The organism is Mucilaginibacter sp. P5_A6 (assembly GCF_056400585.1).
In genome coordinates, this window is the sequence record NZ_JBFUKZ010000009.1 from 182,546 (window position 1) to 203,372 (window position 20,827).

The following is a 20,827-nucleotide window of genomic DNA, read 5'->3' on the forward strand; positions in this document are numbered from 1 at the left end:
TTAAGAGGTTGTTTTTTTTAGAATGTTATGTTCGTTCCAAATGATACTACCTGTTGCTGAAAATAATACTGTCCGTTAGTTGAGGAAGCCTCCGGGTCAATCACTTCTTTCATATAAGGCGTCCAGGTCCAAAGGTTTTGGGCAGCTATATAAAACCGTGCGGATTTGATACCAACGTGTTTGATTAGTTTAGAAGAAAGTGTATATCCTATCTGGGCGTTTTTTAGCCTGATATAAGTATCATTGCGCATAAACCATGTAGAATACTGCTGGTTGTTTGGCACAGGAGCGCTTGTTAACCTTGGATACGTGGCATTGGTATTAGCAGGTGTCCAATGGTCCTGGAACTGAAGCTGTGTTGCAGATGAGGCAATATCAAAAGGATAAGCTATAGTGCCGCCTATTTGTATGTTGCTTAGGGTAGCTCCCTGGAACAGCAGGTCGACATCAAAGCCTTTCCATGCAAAATTTGGCCTGAGGCTAAATTGCATTTGCGGTGTTGATGAATGGCCTATCACTTTTTTATCACTGTTGTCGGTACTTATTTTACCATCGCCATTTATATCGGCATACCTGATATCGCCGGGGTGTACAGTACCCCAGGGTTGTGCAGGGATGCCTGCCTTTAAGCTTCCATCTGAATTAAAATCACCAGCCTGGAAATAGCCTAATGCTACATAACCAAACGGTGTACCTAAAGCCCTGCCGGTTTGGCGTGTATTGATATTGTTATAACTATCGGCAAGCTCATCAACCCTTAACAATTTACTTTTAGCGTAACTAACTATCGCTGTTACTCCCCACCGCATGCCGTTGGCATAATGCTGTTCGGTACCCACGGTAAGATCAAAACCCTGGTTACTCATGATACCGTAGTTTTCCTGCGAAAGACTTATTCCATATTCAGAGGGAGCAGTAATCTGGCGGGTAAGCAGCATATTATTTCTTTTTTGATGGAAATAATCTACCTCAAAAGATAATTTACCTTTCCACAATGTGCCTTCGATACCGGCGTCGAACTGGTTTTGGCGCTCCCAGGTAATATTGGGATTAGGCTGCTGACTTTCATATACACCCTGGGTAGCTGTAGGCGTACCATTTGTTGTAAAAACAGCCCCCGACCCTAACTGGTAAGCACTTAAGTATTGAAAAGAGCCCCCGGCCAGGTTTCCGGATTGCCCGTAAGATGTTCTGAGTTTCAGCGCATCAATCCAGGGATAATTATTTTTTATAAAATTTTCTTCAGAGGCATTCCATGATAAGCCAAAAGTTGGGAAAAACCCGTACCTGTGTCCCGGAGCAAAGTAATAATGCCCATCGTAACGGCCTATGGCTTCGGCCACATACTTGCCGTTATAGGTATAGTTGGCCCTGTAAACATAACCCACCTGCTTTTGCGCGCTGGAAGAGCCGCTATTTTTAGTATCAGTACTTAAAGCGCTTCCCGCATCCAGTTCGTCAATATCCAGGTTATAGTTATCCCTTTCATCCCGTTGTGAACGGTATTTTTGGTTACGGTACTCGGCAACGCCCAAAAAGGTAACACTGCTTTTGCCAAAAGTATTATGGTAATTAAGATAACCCTGGTACGTAAAAGCCTTATTTAAAGAGTTATTGATAATTAAAAGTGGTTTGGACTGGCCATCTGTTGCTTTTGAAAATATATAAGGTGTGGATGATGTGTTTACTGAATAATAAGTAGCAGGGGTTTGCCAGTTTTTTGCATACTCAGAATATGGATCATAACTTGCAACTCCCTTTATGCTCAATCCTTTTAAAAAGGGTAATTGCTGCTCAATACTCAGGTTAGTCATAATCTGGGTATTCTCTTCATTATTATAACCGCTATCATATGCCTCGCCCAATAAACTCCTGTTCTGGTATCCGCCATAATAGCCGTTTGAATATTTGATAGCATAAACCGGCGGATTACGGAATGCCTGGTACATGATGGCGCCGGCAGACCTGCCCGGATAATAGTGATCCTCGACCCAGCCGCTTACCGATACTGATACGTTGGTTGTTTTTGTAGCCTTTGCATCAATTTTTGCTAACAAATTATACCTGTTTAGCGAAGTTGATGACCATTGCCCCTGCTGGTAGGTATAACCTAAGGACGTATAATATTTTACATTATCGGTTCCTCCCGAAAGTTCAATATTATGGGTTGTTAATACCCGGTTTTTCAGGATCAGGTCTTTTAAACCGTTACTGCTTGGATATTTATCAATATCGGCATCTGCCACCTTATTTGCTGATTTCAGATAGCCCTGCAGATCAGCAGCAGAATACGGCACAGTTGCGCTGTTTTCGTTAAACGCGGCTTCGTTCTGCATCAGCGCATACTGGTATGAATTAACCATTTGGGTTAATCTTGTTGGGTTTTGGAAACCTACATAACTATTATAGGATAAGCTTGGTGCACCGGATTTACCTTTTTTAGTAGTAACTAATATTACACCATTGGCACCCGCCAAACCATAGGGGGCTACAGCCGCAGCATCTTTTAAAACCGTAAATGATTCGATAGAATTAGGATCTAAATGGGCAAAGTCACGATAAATACCATCTACTACTATGAGCGGGGAGTTGTTACCTGTGGTACCTATACCGCGTATGTGGATATCTGCCCCATCATAACCGGGCTCACCGGTTCCCTGTGTAATAATTACCCCCGCCACGCGGCCTGTTAAACTGTTGCTTAAGTTAGCAACCGGCGCATTGGCAACAAGCTCGCCTTTTAAAGTGGATACAGCAGCAGTGGTTGAAGCCTTTTTTTGTGTTCCGTAACCCACCACAACTATCTCGTTAAGCTTAGATGTTTGTTCCTTTAAAAGAATGTCTATTGTATTGTTATTACCAACTTGTTTTTCCTGGATTTCAAAACCTATAAATGAAAAAACAAGAACGGCGTTTTGATCGGGAACCGAAATTGAGTATCTCCCGTCGCTATCAGAAACTACCCCGTTTTGGGTTCCCTTAACCACAATACTTACACCCGGTAAAGGCTGATTATTCGCGTCGGTAACTCTACCCGAAACCTTAATAGCCTGCTGAACCGGGGGTGGAATAGCCGCTGCCCTCCTGATAACTATGGTATTGAGGTTAATGGTATAGGTGAGCATCTGGCCTTCCAGGCAGCGGTTCAGTACTTCTTCAAGGGATGCGTTTTTTAAAGATATATTAACAGGCTTAGCGGCCTTAACCATTTTGGAGTCGTATACAACAGTATAATTGCTTTGCTGTTCAATTACCTCAAAAATTTCTTTTAAAGAAGCACCCTTTTTAATGACCGATATTGTTTGAGCATACGTAGCAGCCCTTACCTGTAGAAAAGTTGCTATCACTAAAACAAACGTAAGTTTCATGGTTAACAATAATTTAAATGGCACGCAGAATTCTCTCCTGCGTTTATATGCAGTATAAATTTTATACATTTGAATGTTAGGTTAATTAATAATTGGTTGATACAAGAAATTGGTTTTTAGTTACCTGGCAGCTTGGTAAAAAGCTAAGCAAAACCAGGGGCGCAGCAACGCTCCTGGTTTATTTGGTAAAAATGTTTGGCAGGTATAACTATTGCATAACAGTTACCCTCCTTCCCTCTACTTTAAAATGAATAGTCCTGGTTAGCTCCAGCGTTTTTAGCAGGTCGCTGATGTTATTATAGCGTGAAATTTTTCCGCCAAATTCTTTTCCTTCCATATTTCCCTGGTATTGTACATCAACATCATACCACCTGGCCACCTTCCTCATGATACTTTGTATATTTTCATCCTGGAATATAAAAAAGCCATTTCTCCATGCCATGGTTTCTTTCACATTGGCCGGTTGTACAATAATGTTTTTGGAGTTGTTTGTTGCTATTGCCTGTTGCCCGGGTTTTAATAATACTGCCGAGCCATTCTTCCTGAATTTAACCGAACCTTCCAGCAGGGTGGTTTTCAGCTCTGGTTCATCTCCGTAGGCCATAACATCAAAATGGGTTCCCAGCACCTCTATTTCGGCACCGTTTGAAAGCACTTTAAAAGGCATGTTTTTATTCCTGGCAACTTCAAAATATACCTCACCTGTAATTTCAACACTCCGTACTTTACCCTGGAACGCCGTAGGGAATTTTAAGGAGGATGCGGCATTTAGCCATGCTTTTGTCCCATCGGATAAAACAACCTGGTATTCTCCGCCCCTGGGTGTGCTTACCGTATTATATACCACCGGTAAATTTGAAGATGGGTTATGTGCGTGAGTGGCATTATAAACCACTTCGCCATTTTTTGTTTTATTTATGGCGGCATTACCCTGTTTGGTTACGATACCATTTTTTGCACTATCCAGGATAATCTCTGATCCGTCGGCCAGGGTAAGTAAGGCTTTGTTGCCACCCGGTAAAATACCATTTTTAAGCGGCAAGGATTTATGCTGAACAAGCGATATTTTTTTGTCGTGGCGATTCGCAACGTATAAACCGGCGCTAAATGCAACCAACAAAATGGAAGCAGCTACAGACATCCATTTTATTTTAATTTTTCTTAATATAAATGGATTTTTCTCTACCCGATCGCTTATTTTATTAAATATTTTCTGCTCAAATTCTTCCCTTTTTCCAATTTTTTCGTCCCAGGGAATATCTTTCAAATCAAACTCATCCAGGTAATCATCCAAAAGTTTTCGTTCCTCTGGCGTACATTTACCGGATAGGTATTTCTCATACAATTCAATGTAATCTTGCTGGTTCATGAATTCATATTAGGTTCTAAGTGTATAGGCACTTTTTTAGGGGTGTACACACATACAATTGGGGTAATAATTAAATAAAAATCATAAGCAACTCATTATCAGTTATTAATATTTTAAAAAAAAGCATAAATTGTACCGGCATTATTTTAATTAAATAACATAATTTTAACCAGCCAATTATTATGTTGAATAATCACTTAACAGATGCACAGTTGTGGGAAGCCATCATTAATGATGATTTCCGTGCTTTTAATGCATTATTCAAGCGTTACTGGCAAAAATTATTCATGAATGCTTATACCCAGATAAAGGATAGAGATGCCTGTGAAGAGATTGTGCAGGATATTTTTATTTATTTGTGGAATAAGAGAAAGCAGTTAGAAATAGAGTCGTTCCCAAAGTACCTTACTGCCTCAATCAGGTATAAGGTTTTAAATCATTTAAGGTCGGCAAAATTATCCCAACTATCTTATATAGAAGATCTTAACAATATACGTGATCATGTTTGCGCCAATGAGGGTGATGAAAATATTGAGCAAACAGAATTAATTCAACAACTCCATGCGTATCTCGACCACCTTCCAAATCGCTGTAAGGAGATTTTTGTAATGAGCAGACTGGAACATTTATCAAACGAGGAGATTGCCGCACATTTAAACATATCTAAACGAACCGTTGAAAACCAGGTTACTAATGCTTTAAAGCTATTAAGGCTGTCTTTAAAGGATTCGGCCTTTGTATTTTTGCTTTTGGCTATTATTTCAAGACGGTAATTTCCTGGCATCTCTGCTCCAATGCCAGGAATCATTAAATTATTTGTCGGCCACGCAGCGAAAACCGAGGTGTTCCATACCGCTATCCTCTGTACTTTTCATCCGGCGTGATACCCGGTAACCCGAGCAGTAACTGTCATTGCACAGAAATGAGCCGCCCCTGATCACCCGCTTAATGGCATAAGGCTCATCCGGGTCGAAGCTTTTAGCCGGTCCCGCTGGATTCTTGATTCCTCCAGGCTGGCTGATAGTTTTATAATAATCATTATTATAAAAATCTGCGCACCACTCCCATACATTGCCGGCCATATCATATAAGCCATAACCATTTGCCGCAAAGCTTGATACCGGCGCCAACCCATAAAATTTATCCTTCACTGTATTTTTATCGGGGAAGTGGCCCTGCCAGGTATTGGCTTTGGCTTTACCCTGGTCAACAGGCTCGTTACCCCATGGATAAACGTTACGCTCCAATCCACCACGGGCAGCCCACTCCCACTCCGCTTCGGTGGGTAAACGTTTACCGGCCCATTTACAATAAGCAACGGCATCGTACCAGGAAATATGCACAACAGGGTAATTCTCTTTTCCTTTAATACTGCTGCCAGGACCATGCGGGTGTTTCCAATCGGCGCCTTGTTTCCAGGTCCACCACTGGCTGTAATCATTCAGGTTAACAGGATGCGTTGGCGCACTAAAAACCAGCGATGCGGGCACCAGAAGGCTCTCGTCGGGCTTTTCGGTTCCGGGAGGCAATTGTTTTTTTAGTTCGTTCCAATCGGGTTTCTTCTCGGCGGTGGTCACATAATGCGTGGCCTTTACAAACCTGCTAAATTCGGCATTGGTTACTTCGGTAGCATCAATCCAAAAACCATTAACCGTTACCTTATGCTTCGGATATTCATCCGGGGAGGCCTGTTTATTATCGGCACCCATCAGGAAGGTACCAGTCTTTATAAAAACCATACCCTCATGCCCTTTGCTTGCTCCCGGTTTCTCCAATAACACTGCCTCGCGGTTGGCTAATGATGGAAAACGAGCCGGGATGTTCGATTCACAGCAAATAGCTTTTTTTGCCGGCAATGCAGGTTTTACTATAATGCCTGCAGCAGCTGGTTTGGGTTTACACGATGAAAAAGACAAGGCGACGCCTATCATTGCAATGCCACAACCTATGCCAAATAATTGCTTACTTCTGCTTATAAATAATTCCTTCATCACCGGCTAAATGTTTTGTTTTTAATATTATATCTTACTTATATTCTTAATTCGCTTTAATATCAAGTATAGCTTTAGGTTTTATTAAATTGAAATCTAAAACTACATTGTTTGCGTTTACCCATTGCAGGTATTCCAATGAAAGCTTTTTGACAACATCAGGATTTTTTGCTGCCAGGTTGTTGGTTTCCCCGCGATCGCTTTCTATATCATACAGTTCCCATTGATTTACCGGGAATACCGATACCAGTTTCCATTTACCTTCGCGGATGGCCCTGTTGCCCCATAATTCCCAAAACAGCGGTTTATCGCGGTTAAGGTCCTCGCCCTTAAAAAACAGCCCCGTAAGGCTTTTGCCAATTAATGGATTGGTTTTAGTTCCATTGAAAGCTGCAGGGTATTTAGCGCCCGCCACATCGTAAAATGTAGGTGCCAGGTCTACCAGGTGTGCAGTTCCCTTTGCAATGGTATTGGCTTTTATCTTACCGGGGAACCAGGCGATCAATGGTGAGCTCATACCGCCTTCATATAATGCCCCTTTAAAAGAACGCAGCGGCGAGTTGGAAACAAACGACCAGTTTTTCCCCTGGGCTTCAAATGAGCCAGCGGTGCCTACAGGCCCCAAATTGCGCGCGGCATGTACTTTACCATGAGCTACATCTTCGGCAGGCGCCCCGTTATCCGATATGAACACGATCAAAGTATTATCATCCTTTTTTAGCTGCTTTAGTTTATCAAGCACCTTGCCTACGTTCTGGTCCATACGGTCAACCATGGCGGCGTAAACTTCCATCTTGGCCTTCCATAATTGCTGCTCATCATAGGTGAGGTTATCCCAATTGGGCACTTCCGCATCTCTTAATGCCACAGGTTGATTAGGGTCACGTAAACCTAATTGTACCTGGCGGGCCAGGCGTTCTTTACGTAACGAATCCCACCCGATGTTGTACCGGCCCTTGTATTTGGCAATATCCTGTGGCAATGCCTGTAGTGGCCAATGAGGCGCGTTAAAGGTTAAGTATAAAAAGAAAGGCTTATTGGTTTTACTTTGGTCATCCAAAAATTTGGTGGCATGATCGCCTATCTCATCCGTCATATAATAACTGTCATCCGGCTTGTGCCAGCGCTTGTTATCTTCTTCAATGACCACAGGATACTTATTACCCACCAAAGGCATATAACCTGTATTAAAATAGTTTGCCGCGCCACCGATAATCCCGAAGAAATGATCAAAACCCCGCTGGTTTGGCCAACTGGCACTATCGTTACCTACATGCCACTTGCCCGACATTAAGGTACTGTAGCCATTTTGCTTTAAAACTTCGGCCAACGTTAGCGACTCCTTATTCAAATAACCCTGGTATGCTGGTAAACCCAGGTTTTGATCAAAATAACCTATACCCGCCTTATGCTGATCCTGGCCCGTTAAAATAGATGCCCTGGTTGGCGCGCAGATGGCATTGTTGTAAAACTCCTTTAAGCGCAGGCCCTGTGAGGCCAGTATATCCAGGTTGGGCGTATGAATCTCGGAGCCATACGAGCCGAGGTCTGAATAGCCCATATCATCAACTACAATGAGGATAATATTAGGCTTTTTACTTTGGGCCCGAACCTGTTGTAAACCGGTGCCTGCTATTAAAAGCGCGGCGCAGGCAATACTTAATTTTTTCATTTATTTTTTTGATTTGGGTGATGGCGTATCTGTCATTGATAGTAGGCAGCAGATCGTTCACATGACTTTATTGCGTTCTGATACCGCCTTTATCCTTTATTCCCTTTGGGTAAAAAACAATCAATGGGTTGCGCGTGCCGCCTTCTGAATTGGCATCCTGTTTCCAGTACTTAAATGGCGTATTTGCAGCCTGCGCCCAACCCAGCGGGTAGTTTACCTCGGTACCTTTTGGAGTACCAATATCGTCTATTTTGCTGAGATTATATTTAATAGTTTCCTCCTCCGAACGACCATTAGTAAGTATAGAACGATCGACATCGCCATTCTGATCTGCCATCCAGATCACCGGCAAGGCTCCCTTGCCGGTGTAATTTGCGCTAATGCGTAACGGTTATTTCATCTTAATATGATTTAAAGTACCGGAATAAATAGTTGTATTATTTTGTGCTGACAGCATAAATAACCCGTCCTTCAGCCGTTAACGGAAATAATAGAAAACCTGCAGGAAAAGATGATTTTTAGCAACAACAGCAACGACAGCTTTTTAGCTGTGCTGGTGTAGCCGGGGAGAATGTATTTAAACCTGGAGCAGGATTTAAAAAAGTGTTCATTGTTTTAATTTTACGGAGGCAAATATAGAATTATTTTCATAAACTACTAATTCTATAGGAATTATATTTTTTTTTGATTAAGAATACCTTTTGCGGCCCGTTTTTGTTAGTGGATTACAATAATTGATACTACGGCATGTAGCAAAATTTCGCGAAATTCTAAGGTTTGTCATCCTGAACGGAGTGAAGGATCTATTCGCAGACTGTACAGGGCGAAGAGGTATGGCGAATAATAGATGCTTCACTGCGTTCAGCATGACAAAAGACCTTTTTTTGCAAACACGTCATAGGTGGTTATAAAATCCTGCATCCTGTTCCATTCTGCCTCTTAAAAATTACTCCCCTTTTGATTTTCCTAATTTATCAAACTCAACCACACCCGCCCTGGTAGCCCAGGAATTATACATCGCAGTGAGCTCAGCAATCTTTTGCGGATACCTGGCGCTCAGATCGTTTAACTCAGAGCGATCAGTGCTGATGTTATAAAGCTCCCATTTATTGGCCGGCCATTGGGATACCAGTTTCCAATTACCCTGCCTTACCGCCCGGTTGCCTTCATGTTCAAAAAACAGCCCGTTATGCCCTTCCCATTTTTGCCCCTTAAATACCGGAACCAGGCTGATGCCTTCGGTTGGTGTTATGGTATTGCCGTGGTAAACTTTAGGGTACGATGCTCCGGCCAGGTCAAGGCATGTGGCCATCAGATCAATAATATGCGCCGGTTTGCTAACTATGGAACCCGGCTGAATTACACCCGGATAGTAAGCTATAAAAGGTGTGGCTGTTCCGCCTTCGTACTCCCAGTGCTTAAATAAACGGAATGGCGTATTGCTCACATTAGCCCCCAATGTTTCGTATGCTGTAAATGATGTGGAGTCACTTGCCGGTTTATTGTTTGCAGCCAGTACTTCGGGTGTAAAACCAGCGCCTTTAATACTTTCATTACTGGCCCCGTTATCTGATAAAAACATGATCACTGTATTTTCGTCCTCGCCCAAATCCTTCAATTTTTTTCGGATGAGGCCTATGTTTTGGTCCATACGATCAACCATGGCGGCATATACCGCCATTTTGGCATCAAAACGTTCTTTTTCTTCCACGGTCAAACTATCCCATTCGGGTACATTTTTATCCCTGGGCGAAAGCTGCTCGTCTTTACCGACAATGCCCATTTGTTTTTGGCGTGCAAGCCGCTCCTCCCTAAGCTTATCCCATCCCTTCATATACCTGCCCTTGTATTTGGCAATATCCTCTGGCAGCGCCTGGATTGGCCAATGCGGACTGGTAAAAGCCATGTATAAAAAGAAAGGTTTGTTGGTTTGTTTATTATCGTCAATAAATTTAATGGCATAATCGGCATAGGCATTTGTTGAATACCAATTTGGTCCGGGTGTATACTCCTTATCATCCAAAGCGATGGTTAATTTTTGATTTGGGCGATATGGCATAGTTGGATTAAAATAACTGCTTGCCCCATCAATCAAACCAAAATAATGATCAAAACCGCGCTTAACCGGCCAGCGCGAAGGATCCGTACCCACATGCCATTTGCCTGCCATCAGGGTATTGTAACCTCCTTCTTTAAGGGCCTCGGCAATAGTTACACAATTTTGATTAAGATAGCCCTGGTAAGCAGGTACATCACGATGATTTACCATATCGCCAACACCTGCCTGGTGCTGGTAAAGCCCCGTAAGTAACGATGCACGGGTTGGGCAGCAGCGCGATGCATTATAAAACTGGGTCATACGCAATCCGCCTTTTGCCAGGGCATCAAGATTTGGGGTTTGAGTTTCGGCCCCAAAGCAGCCAATATCAGAATAACCCATATCATCCGCCAGGATAATAATGATATTTGGCCGTTTTGAAGCCGGCTTATTTTGGCCGAATAAAAAATTACTTATTACTGTAAACAGAATTATTATACCGATTACTTTTTTCATAGGATAGCCATAAAATGGTTTTATAACGTTTTGTTTGGGTGAATTTATTAAACCCCCAAGGCCTCCCCTATGGATTGTTACAAAGTGTAAACAATCCCCAGGGGCCATGCCTCTTTTATCTTTATTTTAAATAGGGCCAGCGGCCCGGATCATTTTGTAACAACGGGTTTTAACCCGTTGAAAAAAGAAATGATATGTCAAGAACCGTAGGTTCGGCACATATAAACCGTAAAATTTGTCGTTCCTACGGAACTCTTAACAGGAGCTTTAATTGTCAACGGGTTAAAACCCGTTGTTACAATATAATTCGTCCGCTATGCGGACTATATAAAATAGCTTACCAATAAAAACCGTCGTAGAGCCATAAAATTGGATAAACAGCGCAAGCTTATTTTCCTGTTAACTTAGCAAACTCCGCCTCGGTAATTTTAAAAACGGTACCATGCCTGATACCTTTTGGCATTTTAATCTGACCGGATATATCCGTCCATTGCTTCAGATTGGTTGATGTGATGGCGCCGTATTGATGATCACGGTATTTATCAAAATAAATAATCCATTGATTGCCAATGTGCAACGTTGTTGGTCCTTCTGCCCAATAATTACCTGTTATTGGTCCACCGGGTTTTGAGTATGGTCCCATCAGTTTATCGGCATAAGCTATTTTGATATTTTTTTGTACCGGATGCAGGGTTTCATCTTTAAAAACCATCATAAAGCGTTTACCATAAGGAACTATAGTAGCATCGATACTGTTAAAACCCGGATCAAATAGCAAACGTGTTGAACTGTAAGTTTTAAAATCTTTAGTGGTAATGTAATAGATCCGGTGATTGTATTTACTCTCGGCAACGCTATCAACCAGCGGGAAACGCCCATCAATAGTAGTGGCCCAATAGATCATGTATGATTTTGATGATCCATCATACGTAATTTCGGGCGCCCAGCAGTTACGGGCTCCCGACTCATGTGCCATAACGGGTAATTGCTGCTGCTCCGACCAATGCAGCAGATCGGGCGAGCTGGCGTAACCTATACCTTTATCTGTCCAGCTATCCGTCCAAACCATGTGGAACAAACCATCAGCTCCGCGGATGATACATGGATCACGCATCAGCTTGTCATTTGAAACCATCGGCGTTAAAAAAGAACTGTCGCCTTTTAAGGCCGTCCATTGCAACCCATCATTACTATAAGCCAGGTGTAAACCATCCTGCCCGTTATCTCTAAAGTAGGAGAACATATATACTTCTTTGGCCTGGGCCTGGGCATCTGTTTTCCATGCGGATAACAACAATAACAGGAATATTAGTTTTTTCATAGGGCAATGTTTACCGGCAATCTTGTTCATTTCTTATTATTTTATATCAATGGAAATATCTTCGCGATTGTTGCGCGCAGTTTTAACCCAAAGTAAATGATTTGTTTTATCATAATACCATCCGGCAGCATTGTTTAATGCGTCGGCACTGCTCACAATTTTTACAGCCTCCTTATTTTCAGCTACCATGGATGGCTCCTTATCGCCACTCCAATGTATTTTAGCCAGGTAACCATGTGGTGTCGGGTTGTAACTGCCGGCAGGCTTTTTAATACGTAACGCCCAGCCCCCGGTAACATTTGCTACGGTAATTTGGGTAATCGCTTTTTCGCCTTGCCGATATTTCAGGCTAATGCCATCATCCTCATACAGTTTAAATTCAGATGCCTGGTACGGGAAAATATCCAGCGTAATCACATCCACCGGTTTTTCATCCATATATTTCATAGCCGGTTGCATAGGGATAATACTGCCTGCTTTTACAAAAAGCGGCAACTGGTCATGGGGTGTTAATATATGAATATATTGTTTTCCGTCATACTTTTTACCCGTCCAATAGTTAAACCAAACACCGGCTGGTAAATACACCGTACGGGTTTGGGCTCCTTTTACAGTTACGGGGCAAACCATCATGTTATCACCAAATAAATATTGATCGGCTATGTTATACGTATTCGGATCATCCTGGTATTCCAGTACCAGGGCACGCATCAGCGGTATGCCTGTTTGGTATTGTTTATAGGCGTTGCTATAAATATAAGGGATCAGCCGGTAACGCAGGTCGTCGTATTTTTTAAAGTTGGCCAATGCTTCTGTGCCATAATTCCATGGTTCTTTATATCCCGGGTGGTCCATGCCAAATACCATGGCAACCGGGCTAAACATACCAAACTGCACCCAACGCATATACAACTCCGGATCGGCAGGATGTTCAAAACCGCCCATACAATGCGCCCAATACCCTACGCCCGACAGGCCAGTATTTAACCCTGCTTTAATAACCGGTGCAAAATACTGCCATTCGCTGGGCCAGTCGCCGGCAAAAATGTATGGATAACGCTGTATGCCCGAGTAGCCCTCCCGGGTTTGGTTCAGGCCGCGAATGCCATTATATTCCTGGAACTTTAAATAAGGAGCTTTGGCATAAGCTATGGGGAAAACATTATGTAGTTGCGCAACCTCTTTACCTGTAGGCCCAACCTTTTCACTTTCATTTGCTAATGAACCAAAGGCGCTGCCTTCATCGGTTTTCAGGAATTTTGCGCCTATGGAAGCCACTTTCATTACCCCGTTATCCCACCACCAGTTGGTAGCCTGCTGATCAAAAAAGTTCACAAACTCGCCCGGTTTGCCGTTTTCGGGGTAGGTAAAACCTTTGGCCTTTGCCTGGTCAAGCAGATTCAGATTTTTGGCATTATCAAACCGCGGGCGAATGTGCAAGCCCACCATTTTAAAGTTCATGGCATACAGGCTATCGAACATGGCTTTGGGGTTTTTAAATGTTTCGCGCCATTCAAAGGTTGTAGCACCCTTGCCCCCGTTTTTACCAAACAACCGCCAGGTAGAATCCAGGAACAAAATATCAACCGGGATCCCCATTTCGCGCATCTTGCGTGCAAGCTCAATCACATATTTATCAGATGTAAGTTCTTCATGCCCCCAGGTACCGCCGCTATAAGTACCCATGTGCAACCCGAAGGCAAAGCGCGGCAATAAAGGCGATTTGCCGGTTATTGACAGATAGCTGTTTAATATGACCGGAAAAGTTGGGCCATAAATAAAATAATAATCCAGCTCACCATCATTGGCTTTAAAGCTGTATTCATCATCGCTTTTGCTACCCATGTCCCATGCTGTGGCCGATGAATTATGCAGATAAATGCCATATCCCCGGGTGCTCATAAAAAACGGCACCGGGCAATAGTTAGCTTCGTTGACGTTATAAGCGCCCAGCAAATTATCTTTGTTTTTGCCCCGGCCCACATTTAATTTTACCAGTTTGTTACGCTGATCTACAAAATCCATACGCTCACCAAAACCAAAAAAGTGTTCATTGGGCATCAATTGTTTGGTACACATCACCGTATCGCCCATGTGATGCAGACCACCATTTTTCGGTACATATTCAGATGATAACATCACGCCCTTGGTATCAGATATATTGATGATGAATGGGGATTTAATAACCGTAATAATTAATGCTGATGTTTGAATAACGTAAGCAGATTTTGAATCGGTTACCTTATAATTTACCGCGGGCCAGTTATAGTTTTCCTGCATTAAATGCTCATCGGCCAAAAAATTACGGCTCCAGCTTGCCCTTACCCGGAACATGGAGGGCGAACAAAACTCAATTTGAACATCGCCGTTAACATTTTTAAAATATAGCGTATTGCCTTGTTTTTTATATCCCGACTTATTACTGCCAATACCCGTTTGCGCAAATGCATTTACGGTAAACATTAAAACAAGCGCAAGAAACAGCGTAACCTTCCTCATTATTTACTCAATTTATAAACTTCGCTGCCTGCCAGCAGGAAACAACCTAAACCATAATCTTCAAAATCGGGCACACTGTTATAAGTTACCGGCTGCCCGTCTTGAGGTTGCTTGCCGGTTCCCTGCACAAAACCCAGCATACCATCTGTATGTAAACTCCCGGCCGACATGGCATTCCAGGCTTTGGTAACTATAGGTAAATAGGTTTTCTTTTTGAGGATGCCATGGTTGATGCCCCAGGCCATACCATAAGCAAACAGCGCGGTACCTGTTAGTTCCTTGCCTCCAAAATTGGTGGAATCTTTTAAGCTCACGTTCCAGTAGCCATCCGCACGTTGCAGCGGTACCAAAGCTTCAATCATTTCTTTATAAACATTTAAATATTCATCACGATGCGGTGCTTTTTTTGGCATTACCTCCAAAACCCGCAACAAGGCTGCTAACACCCAGCCATTACCGCGCGACCAGTAACAATCGGCCCCGTTAGGCTCTTTGTAAGGAGTTACAAAATCCTTATCCCGCCACCAAAGATGATCGGCGGTGTTGTACAAGCCTTTGCCGCCATGAACGGTTTTGGTATAGTTATAAATGGCGAACATCTTTTCATAATACTTATCGTCCTTGTAAACCTCGCCAAGTCTGGCATATACCGGCATAGCCATTTGCAACGCATCAACCCAGCTCCAGTCGTCCTGTTTTTCGCTATTGACCATCAGGTCAATGCTTTGCTTTATTTTCTCTATACGTTCCGGCTTTTTATCTATCAGGTACAGGTCTATATATGTCTGTCCGCAGCATTGGTTATCGGCGTTCCGGGTGTCAACGGCACCGCGTGGCCCCCATTGGTGTTTTTCGCCCCAATCAACCGCGTAATCATAATATTTTTTTTGCGGATCAATTTTGTACATCCCCATCAAGCCTTCGTAATAAACCGCTCTCGTCCACAGGTTACTGGTTCTCGTATTACCTTTTACGGTAACAGGGGCGCCTGCATCCGGCCATTTTTGCATAAAATAGTTGTTAGCCAAAGTCATATCGGCCAATACTTTACTTTTTGATGGCAGCTGGGCGTGTACAGCGCCCGCCGTAATCATGATTGCACCCGCGCACAGTATCATTTTCAGTTTTGCAAATAGTTTATTCATATTGTAGGTTTTGATGTATTTCTATTTAGTTAATTCACAGGTTATTATCTCCGGCTTTTTTAAGGCATCTTTTTAAGTCCTTCCCATCTTACTTTCCATTTTCCGTCTTTTGGAAAACCTGGATTAGCAACGGTTGAACCATCCCAGCCGGCACACATCATGGCTACAGCAGCCAGCAATCCGCCATTGCCCGGCAGGTAGAGGCGTAAGCGACCATCCTGGTAATTATGGCCGTTGGGCAGGTAGGTATTGGTTTTTATGGGCATAAATAAAGCCTCAATGGCTTTTTCGGGCATATTTAAGCGGGCAGCGGTCATGGCTGTCATCGGGAAATCCCAGCCCCAGGTATCTTTCCAGTCCCATACATTCCATACCAGGTCAAAAGTTTTCTTCATAACCAGGGTATCCAGCTTATTATTGTAAGGCAGCATACCATAGGCTGCCAATACCGCCGGATGATCTGTTTTCAACTTTGGATTGGTATAAGCATCGGGCGAGCTTTCCGCGGCAAGGTAAACGCCATTCTTTTGGGGTAGCTCCGCCAGTTTTTTCAGGATGAGCGCATATTTTTTATCGGGTTGCATACCCAAACGCGCACGCCATTCCTGGGCGGTTGTAAGCGCCCAGCGCCAGTATTGCAACTCATAAGTTGGGTTAAACGTTTCTTCGGGTTTATAGCGTTCCTGTGCCAGGATAATGCCCTTGCCTAAATTATAACGATCGTGCTCTTTATCGTAAGTTGGGAACGAGGCCATAAAATCGGCATCGGCTAATACCAGGTCTTTGTATTTATTCAGGGTCTGTTTATTGGGATGTGCGCGGTAATCCAACTCGGCAAAATAAATAAAATGCGGCTGCTGCCAGATCAGGAAGGCTCCTACCGATGACGGACTTTCATTACCATCAGGGTCGGTCATTTTTTGCCAGCGAACGCCATCGTAGCCTTGCCTTTTAGCTATGGCCCGGGCATTGGCTTTAACATGATGGTACCAGGTCATGCTGTTTTCCAGCAGTTGCTCCCTTCCCCAAAGTGCAAAGTGAATACCATGCCACCAGTGCATTTCCAGGTGGGGTTTACCATACCAGCTGTTATAGGTGAGCCCGGTTTCCTGCGGCGGTTGATGGCCGGTACATTGTATTTTGGTAAGATATTGGGATAGCACCACCCGCCGTTCCAGTTCATTGGCCCGCGGGTCTGTACTGCCGCTAAAATCAACCGCGCCGCCGCTTTGCCAAAAAGCCCTCCATTGCTGTATGCTGTTTGCCTGCGTTTGAGCAAAGCCTGGTAAAACCGCGGCAGTTTTGCGTGGGGTAAACAAACAGGTAAACGTTAACAGATCTGTTTTGCCCTGCGGGGATAACACAAACTGATGAGCGGCGGTATTTTTAATGGCTGCAGAACCTTGCCAATCCAGGCGCACAAAATATTGGTTAGTATCTAAACGATGAATAATTGTAGCCTGCTGCCGACCGGATGAAATGATAGCCGAAGAATGTTTCTCAGGATTTTTCCAGTTATCGCCATAATCAGTAAATTGATTGGTAGGAAACGGAAAACGCAGCCTTACTTTTAACCTGCCCTGGCTCAATAATTTAGATTGCACTTTTACTGACACCAAATCCTGCGCCTGGTGGGCATAGGTTTGTACACTTACAGCTTCGCCGTCAAAAGTAAAATAACTGTTGATGGCGCCCGTCCAAAGATCGAGTTCCTGGCGAATATTTTGAATCTCACTGATATTTCCCTCGGTTCCATTCTTATGCAATAGTATAAATCCAAGATTGCCCAGTTGTAAACGGTGCACATTTTCGCGGAACCAGTTGGCTGCATCTCTATTACGCCCAGGCTGGTTCCATTGCACCGCGTAGGTAACCTTACGGCCGTTGAGTGTATAGGTTTTAAATGTTTCATCAAACTTATAACCCATGGTATCTTTGAAGCTGTGCCAGCCCCACTCTGATTGTGTACCCAGCGGAATGCCTTTATCATAATGTTCGGGAAAAGTTTGCAGGCCGGTAGCATCAACCGTAAAAGCAAAACGACCATTACCAACCGACAGGGATGATAAGGTATCTGTACCCTTATTGATCACATTATGCCTTTGCACCAATGCCTTGCGGTTTATCGGGATTTGCGCCTTTATAATAACCGGCCAGGCACAGGTAAAAATTGCAAAATATACAGGCAGTAGTTTCTTCATCTTCCGGTTATTATGATTCTATTTTAAATATAAAAGGCGAAGCCGTCATGTATTTACCCCCTTGCGATGTGGTGAACATGTATGTAGGTTTACCGTTTTGAAACAATAGCTGCGGCCTTTCAAAGCGACCATATTTGTTTAAATATTTTGGAGGGGCCGGCTGGTTGATATGATAATATTCAGCATTAAAATAGCCTATTTCAGGTTCGTTCCACTTCTTGCCGTTTTTCGACTCCATGTACAAACCATACTGGTGGTTAAACACGCCCATATCCCGGGCCAGCATTTTAAAGCGGCCCTTATCCAGCCAAACAAAGGCATCTTCCAGTTGGGCATTATTGCCGCGTGCCGAAAAATCTATTACCGGGTTTGCCTCATACTTTACATAAGGCCCTTCCAGCTTATCGGAAATTGCCAGGCCATATTTGCGGTTTCCCTTTACCAGCGGATCGGTTGAGGTTTCATATTCTTTGGTGTTCCACGATTTATAGAATAACCAGTATTGCCCGTTGGGATGTTTGATGAATGCCGGGTTGGTGGTACAATGATCATCCCATGCTCCGATCGCTCCTGGCAATAATAAAGGTTCGTCCGGGCGTGTCCATGGGCCATCGGGCGAATCGGCAGTTGCCAGCCCGATACGCTTGGTATTGGTTTTGCCGTTGGAATTACCCATAAAAAACAGGCAATATTTGCCATCCACTATTTTGATCGACGGATTATGGCAGGTGGTTGCATCCCAATAGCCAGGCCCGCGTGGGGCAAGGATGGTTCCCGTAAACTTAAATTCGCTTTCGGGGGTATCGGCCACAGCATGGCATATTTCGGAACCATTAATCCATCCACCCATTTTTTTTGTTGCCACCCACCGGGAAAAAAACACATGAATTCTGCCGTCCGGCCCTTCAATGGGACTATTGCACCAAACGTAGTAGCCTTCCATTTCCAACGCACGACCAACCGGTTTCAGTTTTTTGGCAAAAGAAGAAACATGGCCTTCCGGTGCGCCAAATGCCAGGCCAGGCAGTAATGCCATTGCCGAAGCCAAACCTAAGTGCTCAATAAAGTCTCTTCTTTTCATGGTTTAAATTTCCCTTGCTGAACCCTTGCCATTACTTTAAATATTTATTCAAGGCCAGTTTATTGAATGACCTGATCCCCTGGATCACAAATTTTGCATTTAACTGCGCGCCCGGCTCAAGCGTGTGGGTAGCATCCGTACCAAAATAGGCCGATTTTACTTTTGCCTCACCCTCCGCATCATAATCATCCGCTATCATTTTATTCAGATCGACGAAATAAGTACCGGTTTCCTCGCCTAACTCCCTGGCCCATTGCCCGTAACTGTTCTGGTTGTTGCGGCCGGCAGATTTACCATCCTTCCAAACATTGCGCGGTATTGGCGAACAAATAATGGGCGTTCCGCCCTTGGCCTTTATATCCGCAATATATTTACGGATGTACCAGCCGTAGGTATGTACCACTTCCTGTATTTTCCTTATCGGGTTGTATATTTCCTGCTGCTCGTTGCCAATACCCTTAATGGTTCCGCGCGCGCGGGCGGTATCATCCAATGCCCCGGCATCGTTATGGCCAAATTGCATAATTACAAAGTCGCCGGGTTTTACTTTTGTCAGTACCTTATCCCATAACCCCAGCGTTTGAAATGTACGGCTGCTGGTTCCGCCCAGGGCATCGTTTTCAACTGAGATCCGGGTTGTATCAAAATAAGGGGCTATATAGTTGCCCCATCCCCACAAACCACCATCACCCTTACCCTTACCATTTTTTACGGTTGAATCGCCAATGAGGTAAAATGTTGGTTTATCAGCAGGTTTCATCAGCATAAAAGACGATAGCATGATCACCACTATCAGCAATAAGCTTAAACCTGCATTTTTACGCATAAAATTTTTCATAACAGCTTACCAATTAGTTTTTAAGATATTTATTTAAAGGATTCTTCGGATCGGCCCGGATGCCTTCGGCGACAGATTCAGCATTTACAGTAGCGCCTGCTTTATTGGTATGGGTATGATCCCCGGGAAAGAATTTCTTTACCGAATCGGGTCCCCATTGGTCATACTTATCAGCGGTGAGCCGGTTCATGTCAATAAAGATCGCCCCTTCCTGCTGCGCTACTTCCCGCGCCCATTTACCATAATCATTATCAGCACGGATCACTTTACCCTCGCGAAACTCATTGCGGGGAATCATTGACAAAACCATTGGCGTAGCGCCTTTAGCTTTGGTTTCCCTTATAAATTTGCGAAAATACCATCCGTAGGTGTGTCCGGTTTCTTTAAGCCCATTAGGCCAGGTAAGCTCTACTGTTTCCTCGCCCGTACCTTTTAATACACCGCGGTATCCTTTTTTTGTAGTATCGGGTTGGCTGCCTTCATTATGGCCAAATACCATCATCACATAATCGCCGGGCTTTAACAGGGAATCTACTTTGTTCCACCTGCCTTCTTTTATAAAAGTACGCGTGCTGCGGCCGGCCATTGCATGATTCTCGATATTGATCTTCGACAGGTTAAAATAGTTTGGAATGATACTGCCCCAACCCCATGTTTCCTTATCGCTGTTGTGGGTTGTGGAATCTCCGATGAGGTACAGTGTTGGCTTTTGCTGATTAACAAACGCCAGGCCCGCGAAAGCTACAATTAACAGGATAAAAATGGATTTTAATGGTTTTATCATGATA

General features: G+C 43.7%; 14 protein-coding genes. 1 reads left to right on the plus strand and 13 read right to left on the minus strand.

From position 1 onward, the window contains the following. Positions 1 to 17 precede the first annotated feature (17 nt). Together AC1DO4_RS12590 and AC1DO4_RS12595 are read right to left on the minus strand one after the other, a co-directional pair. Positions 18 to 3,368, minus strand: a complete 3,351-nt coding sequence (locus AC1DO4_RS12590) for a TonB-dependent receptor (RefSeq protein WP_477416245.1) — start codon at positions 3,366 to 3,368, stop codon at positions 18 to 20. A 208-nt stretch (positions 3,369 to 3,576) separates the two neighbouring features. Next, positions 3,577 to 4,737, minus strand: a complete 1,161-nt coding sequence (locus AC1DO4_RS12595) for a FecR family protein (protein ID WP_477416247.1) — start codon at positions 4,735 to 4,737, stop codon at positions 3,577 to 3,579. A gap of 182 nt (positions 4,738 to 4,919) precedes the next feature. Between AC1DO4_RS12595 and AC1DO4_RS12600 the strand changes: the two genes are divergently transcribed. Beyond that, positions 4,920 to 5,510 carry an RNA polymerase sigma-70 factor gene (locus AC1DO4_RS12600; RefSeq protein ID WP_477416249.1) on the plus strand — a complete coding sequence of 197 codons (591 nt, stop codon included), beginning with the start codon at positions 4,920 to 4,922 and terminating at the stop codon, positions 5,508 to 5,510. A 39-nt stretch (positions 5,511 to 5,549) separates the two neighbouring features. Here AC1DO4_RS12600 and AC1DO4_RS12605 read toward each other — a convergent pair whose 3' ends face one another. The 11 genes from AC1DO4_RS12605 to AC1DO4_RS12655 all read right to left on the minus strand — a co-directional run bounded on the left by AC1DO4_RS12605 (position 5,550) and on the right by AC1DO4_RS12655 (position 20,823). Next, positions 5,550 to 6,728, minus strand: a complete 1,179-nt coding sequence (locus AC1DO4_RS12605) for a formylglycine-generating enzyme family protein (RefSeq protein WP_477416251.1) — start codon at positions 6,726 to 6,728, stop codon at positions 5,550 to 5,552. A gap of 46 nt (positions 6,729 to 6,774) precedes the next feature. After that, positions 6,775 to 8,400 carry an arylsulfatase gene (locus AC1DO4_RS12610; RefSeq protein WP_477416253.1) on the minus strand — a complete coding sequence of 542 codons (1,626 nt, stop codon included), beginning with the start codon at positions 8,398 to 8,400 and terminating at the stop codon, positions 6,775 to 6,777. A gap of 67 nt (positions 8,401 to 8,467) precedes the next feature. Beyond that, positions 8,468 to 8,737, minus strand: coding sequence for a hypothetical protein (locus AC1DO4_RS12615; RefSeq protein ID WP_477416255.1), 270 nt, complete (start codon positions 8,735 to 8,737; stop codon positions 8,468 to 8,470). A gap of 609 nt (positions 8,738 to 9,346) precedes the next feature. Next, the gene (locus tag AC1DO4_RS12620) at positions 9,347 to 10,954 is read right to left on the minus strand and encodes an arylsulfatase (protein ID WP_477416257.1); all 1,608 of its coding nucleotides are present in this window, start codon (positions 10,952 to 10,954) and stop codon (positions 9,347 to 9,349) included. A gap of 388 nt (positions 10,955 to 11,342) precedes the next feature. After that, positions 11,343 to 12,275, minus strand: coding sequence for a glycoside hydrolase family 43 protein (locus AC1DO4_RS12625; RefSeq protein ID WP_477416259.1), 933 nt, complete (start codon positions 12,273 to 12,275; stop codon positions 11,343 to 11,345). 36 nt (positions 12,276 to 12,311) lie between these two features. Then, positions 12,312 to 14,774, minus strand: a complete 2,463-nt coding sequence (locus tag AC1DO4_RS12630) for a glycoside hydrolase family 31 protein (RefSeq protein ID WP_477416261.1) — start codon at positions 14,772 to 14,774, stop codon at positions 12,312 to 12,314. Beyond that, on the minus strand, positions 14,774 to 15,919 hold the full coding sequence (locus tag AC1DO4_RS12635; RefSeq protein ID WP_477416263.1) for a glycoside hydrolase family 88/105 protein: 1,146 nt from the start codon (positions 15,917 to 15,919) through the stop codon (positions 14,774 to 14,776). The genes AC1DO4_RS12630 and AC1DO4_RS12635 overlap by 1 nt, the downstream gene beginning before the upstream one ends. A 59-nt stretch (positions 15,920 to 15,978) precedes the next feature. Then, positions 15,979 to 18,120, minus strand: a complete 2,142-nt coding sequence (locus AC1DO4_RS12640; RefSeq protein WP_477416265.1) for a hypothetical protein — start codon at positions 18,118 to 18,120, stop codon at positions 15,979 to 15,981. Between the two features lie 10 nt (positions 18,121 to 18,130). Beyond that, positions 18,131 to 19,201, minus strand: a complete 1,071-nt coding sequence (locus tag AC1DO4_RS12645) for a glycoside hydrolase family protein (RefSeq protein ID WP_477416267.1) — start codon at positions 19,199 to 19,201, stop codon at positions 18,131 to 18,133. Positions 19,202 to 19,232: 31 nt separating this feature from the next. Further along, complete coding sequence (locus tag AC1DO4_RS12650) at positions 19,233 to 20,039, minus strand: rhamnogalacturonan acetylesterase (protein WP_477416269.1); 807 nt, start codon at positions 20,037 to 20,039, stop codon at positions 19,233 to 19,235. 13 nt (positions 20,040 to 20,052) lie between these two features. Next, positions 20,053 to 20,823 (minus strand): rhamnogalacturonan acetylesterase, encoded by a 771-nt coding sequence (locus AC1DO4_RS12655; RefSeq protein WP_477416271.1) that lies wholly within the window; start codon positions 20,821 to 20,823, stop codon positions 20,053 to 20,055. Between the last annotated feature and the right edge of the window lie 4 nt (positions 20,824 to 20,827).

What these genes read in the sequence shown, in the direction of transcription:
- AC1DO4_RS12590 (WP_477416245.1), bottom strand. Translation starts at nt 3,368, where the DNA reads ATGAAACTTACGTTTGTTTTAGTGATAGCAACTTTTCTACAGGTAAGG.
- AC1DO4_RS12595 (WP_477416247.1), bottom strand. Translation starts at nt 4,737, where the DNA reads ATGAACCAGCAAGATTACATTGAATTGTATGAGAAATACCTATCCGGT.
- AC1DO4_RS12600 (WP_477416249.1), top strand. Translation starts at nt 4,920, where the DNA reads ATGTTGAATAATCACTTAACAGATGCACAGTTGTGGGAAGCCATCATT.
- AC1DO4_RS12605 (WP_477416251.1), bottom strand. Translation starts at nt 6,728, where the DNA reads ATGAAGGAATTATTTATAAGCAGAAGTAAGCAATTATTTGGCATAGGT.
- AC1DO4_RS12610 (WP_477416253.1), bottom strand. Translation starts at nt 8,400, where the DNA reads ATGAAAAAATTAAGTATTGCCTGCGCCGCGCTTTTAATAGCAGGCACC.
- AC1DO4_RS12615 (WP_477416255.1), bottom strand. Translation starts at nt 8,737, where the DNA reads ATGGCAGATCAGAATGGCGATGTCGATCGTTCTATACTTACTAATGGT.
- AC1DO4_RS12620 (WP_477416257.1), bottom strand. Translation starts at nt 10,954, where the DNA reads ATGAAAAAAGTAATCGGTATAATAATTCTGTTTACAGTAATAAGTAAT.
- AC1DO4_RS12625 (WP_477416259.1), bottom strand. Translation starts at nt 12,275, where the DNA reads ATGAAAAAACTAATATTCCTGTTATTGTTGTTATCCGCATGGAAAACA.
- AC1DO4_RS12630 (WP_477416261.1), bottom strand. Translation starts at nt 14,774, where the DNA reads ATGAGGAAGGTTACGCTGTTTCTTGCGCTTGTTTTAATGTTTACCGTA.
- AC1DO4_RS12635 (WP_477416263.1), bottom strand. Translation starts at nt 15,919, where the DNA reads ATGAATAAACTATTTGCAAAACTGAAAATGATACTGTGCGCGGGTGCA.
- AC1DO4_RS12640 (WP_477416265.1), bottom strand. Translation starts at nt 18,120, where the DNA reads ATGAAGAAACTACTGCCTGTATATTTTGCAATTTTTACCTGTGCCTGG.
- AC1DO4_RS12645 (WP_477416267.1), bottom strand. Translation starts at nt 19,201, where the DNA reads ATGAAAAGAAGAGACTTTATTGAGCACTTAGGTTTGGCTTCGGCAATG.
- AC1DO4_RS12650 (WP_477416269.1), bottom strand. Translation starts at nt 20,039, where the DNA reads ATGAAAAATTTTATGCGTAAAAATGCAGGTTTAAGCTTATTGCTGATA.
- AC1DO4_RS12655 (WP_477416271.1), bottom strand. Translation starts at nt 20,823, where the DNA reads ATGATAAAACCATTAAAATCCATTTTTATCCTGTTAATTGTAGCTTTC.